Genomic DNA, 5452 nt, shown 5'->3' with positions numbered 1-5452 from the left:
GGATTCTCCAAAAAAGGCGGCGACCTACTCTCCCACGGGATGCAGTACCATCGGCGCAAACGGGCTTAACTTCTCTGTTCGGAATGGTAAGAGGTGAGCCCCGTCGCTATAACCACCTTAAGCTCTATCCCGCACCTGATGCGGGATCTCTTTCTTTGAAAGAAAGACTAATATCGTGACATACTGAAAAAAGCACACTGGGTGTGGACATACATAAAAAACTGTTGTACTCTACTAAAAAACAGGCGTACAATAAGCCTATGGGCTATTAGTACCACTCGGCTGTGACATTGCTGCCTTTACACCTATGGCCTATCGACGTGGTAATCTCCCACGGCCCTTTAAAGAAATCTCATCTTGTGGTGGGTTTCGCGCTTATATGCTTTCAGCGCTTATCCCTTCCGAACGTAGCTACCCAGCAATGCCACTGGCGTGACAACTGGTGCACCAGAGGTTCGTCCAACTCGGTCCTCTCGTACTAGAGTCAGATCCACTCAAATTTCTAACGCCCACAGTAGATAGAGACCGAACTGTCTCACGACGTTCTGAACCCAGCTCGCGTGCCACTTTAATGGGCGAACAGCCCAACCCTTGGGACCTTCTCCAGCCCCAGGATGTGACGAGCCGACATCGAGGTGCCAAACCCCCCCGTCGATATGAGCTCTTGGGGGAGATCAGCCTGTTATCCCCGGCGTACCTTTTATCCTTTGAGCGATGGCCCTTCCATGCGGAACCACCGGATCACTATGCTCTACTTTCGTACCTGATCGACCTGTTTGTCTCTCAGTCAAGCTCCCTTATGCCATTGCACTCTGCGCACGGTTACCAAGCGTGCTGAGGGAACCTTTAGAAGCCTCCGTTACTCTTTTGGAGGCGACCACCCCAGTCAAACTACCCACCAAGCACTGTCCCCTTTGTACAAGGGTTAGACTCTAGACAAGCAAAGGGTGGTATTTCAACAATGACTAACCTACGCCTGGCGACGCAGGATCGAAGTCTCCCACCTATCCTACACATTACTTATCCAAAACCAATACTAAGCTATAGTAAAGGTGCACGGGGTCTTTTCGTCCCACTGCGGGTAATCGGCATCTTCACCGATACTACAATTTCACCGAGCTCATGGCTGAGACAGTGTCCAGATCGTTGCACCATTCGTGCAGGTCGGAACTTACCCGACAAGGAATTTCGCTACCTTAGGACCGTTATAGTTACGGCCGCCGTTTACTGGGGCTTCAATTCAGATCTTCTGCGCCGAGGCGCATAAACCCTCCTCTTAACCTTCCAGCACCGGGCAGGTGTCAGGCCATATACGTCATCTTTCGATTTAGCATAGCCCTGTGTTTTTGATAAACAGTCGCCTGGACTCTTTCACTGCGGCCCCCCCGGAGGGGGGCGACGCTTCTCCCGAAGTTACGCGTCTATTTTGCCTAGTTCCTTAGCCATGAATCTCTCGAGCACCTTAGAATTCTCATCCCAACTACCTGTGTCGGTTTGCGGTACGGGCTGCTTCACTCGCTTTTCTTGGAAGTCGCTTCTCTGGATTATCACCTCGGCCGTAGCCTCGGTGTACTATCGCGGCATTGCTGCTCGCTTCAACGTGCTATTCCGTCAGCACGCACCAAATATACGCCTCCGTCACTTTTAACGTGAGCAGGTACGGGAATATTAACCCGTTGTCCATCCACTACCCCTTTCGGGTTCGCGTTAGGCCCCGACTGACCCTCAGCTGATTAGCATAGCTGAGGAAACCTTAGTCTTTCGGTGTGCGGGTTTCTCGCCCGCATTATCGTTACTTATGCCTACATTTTCTTTTGTAGCTTCTCCAGCATGGCTCGCACCACACCTTCGACGACACTACAATGCTCCCCTACCACTTATAATAAATTACAAGTCCATAGCTTCGGTAATATGTTTATGCCCGATTATTATCCATGCCGAACCGCTCGACTAGTGAGCTGTTACGCACTCTTTAAATGAATGGCTGCTTCCAAGCCAACATCCTAGCTGTCTGTGCAGTTCAACCGCGTTATTTCAACTTAACATATATTTGGGGACCTTAGCTGATGGTCTGGGTTCTTTCCCTCTCGGACTTGGACCTTAGCACCCAAGCCCTCACTGCTGATAAACATTCTGTAGCATTCGGAGTTTGTCAGGAATTGGTAGGCGGTGAAGCCCCCGCATCCAATCAGTAGCTCTACCTCTACAGAACTATAAATCAACGCTGCACCTAAATGCATTTCGGGGAGTACGAGCTATTTCCGAGTTTGATTGGCCTTTCACCCCTACCCACAGGTCATCCGAAGACTTTTCAACGTCTGGCGGTTCGGTCCTCCATTTAGTGTTACCTAAACTTCAACCTGCCCATGGGTAGATCACACGGTTTCGCGTCTACCACTACCAACTAAACGTATAAATACGCTTTCATTCCCGAAGAATGAATCTCGCCCTGTTCAGACTCGCTTTCGCTACGGATCCGTGGCTTAACCACTTAACCTCGCTGGCAACGGTAACTCGTAGGCTCATTATGCAAAAGGCACGCCGTCATTCGCCGAGGCGAACTCCGACCGCTTGTAAGCGTATGGTTTCAGGTTCTCTTTCACTCCCTTATTCAGGGTTCTTTTCACCTTTCCCTCACGGTACTGGTTCACTATCGGTCTCTCAGGAGTATTTAGCCTTAACGGATGGTCCCGCCAAATTCATACAGGGTTTCACGTGCCCCGCACTACTCAGGATACCACTATCTATGCAGTCCTTACCCATACCGGGCTATCACCGTCTATGGCCCCTCTTTCCAAAGGGTTCTGGTTCATCCTGCTTCGAATGATGTGGTCCTACAACCCCGACATTGCCGTAACAATGCCGGTTTGGGCTAATCCGCGTTCGCTCGCCACTACTTACGGAATCACTTTTGTTTTCTTCTCCTCCGGGTACTTAGATGTTTCAGTTCTCCGGGTTTGCCCCCGCCAATGGCGGGTACCATATCTTCAATATGGTGGGTTGCCCCATTCGGATATCTGCGGATCGATCTGTATGTGCCAGTCCCCGCAGCTTTTCGCAGCTTATCACGTCCTTCATCGCCTCTGAGAGCCTAGGCATCCCCCATACGCTCTTATGTAGCTTATTGTACTTTTTGTCTTTTAATGAGTTTGCAGCCATCCCCTAGCTCGTAAACCGGGAACGACTACGTGTTACTTGATATATTCCGAAGAATATACCCGTAATATTTTTTTATGTATCTTTTTTCAATATGTCAATGAACGTTGCAATACCCAGCTTGACCGGGCATCTCTCAGAAAATGACTACTTGATTCGTCAGTTCCCTCGAGATCCCCGCTTCCGCGGGGACTTCCGTGGAGAATATCGGAGTCGAACCGATGACCTCCTGCGTGCAAGGCAGGCGCTCTAGCCAGCTGAGCTAATCCCCCAAAGTATCTTTTGGCAGTCCACAGTCTGCAGTTTGCAGTCGCTTGTGCCGACTTCTTGGTGGACCTCTGCTTCCAGAATTTCCTTTTCCATAGTAGTTAGTAGTCTCAGGCAGACTCGAACTGCCGACCTCTACATTATCAGTGTAGCGCTCTAACCAGCTGAGCTATGAGACTCTACTATAGTATATGATTAAATCAACAGCGGGAGAACAAAACATCCCTTTTCCAATACTCTTACTTCCATGGCCGTCTTTCTCTAGAAAGGAGGTGTTCCAGCCGCACCTTCCGGTACGGCTACCTTGTTACGACTTAGCCCTAGTTACCAATTTTACCCTAGGCCGCTCCTTGCGGTGACGGACTTCAGGTACTCCCAGCTTCCATGGCTTGACGGGCGGTGTGTACAAGGCCCGGGAACGTATTCACCGCAGCATGGCTGATCTGCGATTACTAGCGATTCCAGCTTCACGGAGTCGAGTTGCAGACTCCGATCCGAACTGTGATGGGGTTTGTAGATTCGCTCCTGGTCACCCAGTGGCTGCTCTCTGTCCCCACCATTGTAGCACGTGTGTAGCCCAGGACGTAAGGGCCGTGATGATTTGACGTCATCCCCACCTTCCTCACAGTTTGCACTGGCAGTCTTGCTAGAGTTCCCGACATTACTCGCTGGCAACTAACAACAGGGGTTGCGCTCGTTATAGGACTTAACCTGACACCTCACGGCACGAGCTGACGACAACCATGCAGCACCTTGTGGATCGCCCGAAGGAGGGACCGTCTCTGGTCCTGTCAATCCACATTTAAGCCCTGGTAAGGTTCCTCGCGTATCATCGAATTAAACCACATGCTCCACCGCTTGTGCGGGCCCCCGTCAATTCCTTTGAGTTTCATTCTTGCGAACGTACTCCCCAGGTGGGATACTTATCACTTTCGCTTAGCCACCCATCCGCCAGGCGGACGGACAGCTAGTATCCATCGTTTACGGCGTGGACTACCGGGGTATCTAATCCCGTTCGCTCCCCACGCTTTCGTCCATCAGTGTCAATGCATTGTTAGTGATCTGCCTTCGCAATCGGTATTCTATGTGATATCTATGCATTTCACCGCTACACCACATATTCTAACCACTTCACAATGATTCAAGACAACCAGTATCAAAGGCAATTCTACAGTTGAGCTGCAGGATTTCACCTCTGACTTAATCGTCCACCTACGGACCCTTTAAACCCAATGATTCCGGATAACGCTTGGATCCTCCGTATTACCGCGGCTGCTGGCACGGAGTTAGCCGATCCTTATTCCTACAGTACCGTCAAGCCCCCACACGTGGGGGTGTTTCTTCCTGTATAAAAGCAGTTTACAACCCATAGGGCCGTCTTCCTGCACGCGGCATGGCTGGATCAGGCTTGCGCCCATTGTCCAATATTCCTCACTGCTGCCTCCCGTAGGAGTCTGGTCCGTGTCTCAGTACCAGTGTGGGGGATCCCCCTCTCAGGGCCCCTATCTATCGCTGTCTTGGGGTGCCGTTACCACTCCAACTAACTAATAGAACGCATGCCCATCTCTTACCCATAAATGTTTAATACACAACCGATGCCGATCGTGCATACTATGCGGTATTAATCCAAATTTCTCTGGGCTATCCCACTGTAAAAGGTAGGTTGCATACGCGTTACTCACCCGTGCGCCACTCTCATTATCAGCAAGCTGATAAATCCCGTTCGACTTGCATGTGTTAGGCCTGCCGCTAGCGTTCATCCTGAGCCAGGATCAAACTCTTCATCGTTGTTCTTTTAGAGTGCCAATGGCACTCAGTACTTTTCAACGACCAAAGGAAATCAATTCTTGGTACTCAAAATGGTCTGTTCTCTTTTTTGTTGCGAAATGCTGTTTCCGGCACTTCGCTACGCTGTCAATCCAATATGTTAATGAACTTGTTTCTCTTTTTCCTCGGCGAACCCAATCGCTAAGCGGGTGCAAATATACAACCCTTTTTTAGATCCACACAATGTTTTTGAAAGTTTTTT

The 5452-nt window shown here is 50.1% G+C and carries 2 tRNA genes and 3 rRNA genes; all 5 read right to left on the bottom strand.

The annotated features are described in order from the left end of the window. Positions 1 to 11: 11 nt before the first annotated feature. The 5 genes from rrf to G6N06_RS19425 all read right to left on the bottom strand — a co-directional run bounded on the left by rrf (position 12) and on the right by G6N06_RS19425 (position 5211). A 5S ribosomal RNA gene (rrf, locus tag G6N06_RS19445) occupies positions 12 to 120 on the bottom strand. Positions 121 to 248: 128 nt separating this feature from the next. Next, positions 249 to 3127 (bottom strand): 23S ribosomal RNA (locus G6N06_RS19440). Positions 3128 to 3354: 227 nt separating this feature from the next. Further along, positions 3355 to 3428: transfer RNA gene (locus tag G6N06_RS19435), tRNA-Ala, on the bottom strand. Positions 3429 to 3528: 100 nt separating this feature from the next. Next, positions 3529 to 3602, bottom strand: a tRNA-Ile gene (locus G6N06_RS19430). Between the two features lie 86 nt (positions 3603 to 3688). Continuing rightward, positions 3689 to 5211: ribosomal RNA gene (locus G6N06_RS19425) — 16S ribosomal RNA — on the bottom strand. The 16S, 23S and 5S rRNA genes sit together here with 2 tRNA genes alongside, the layout of an rRNA operon. Positions 5212 to 5452 lie beyond the last annotated feature (241 nt).

The organism is Gelidibacter japonicus, assembly GCF_010725055.1.
Lineage (GTDB): Bacteria > Bacteroidota > Bacteroidia > Flavobacteriales > Flavobacteriaceae > Gelidibacter > Gelidibacter japonicus.
The sequence above is the reverse complement of the archived record's forward strand: the minus strand, read 5'-3'. Positions and strand labels throughout refer to the sequence as shown.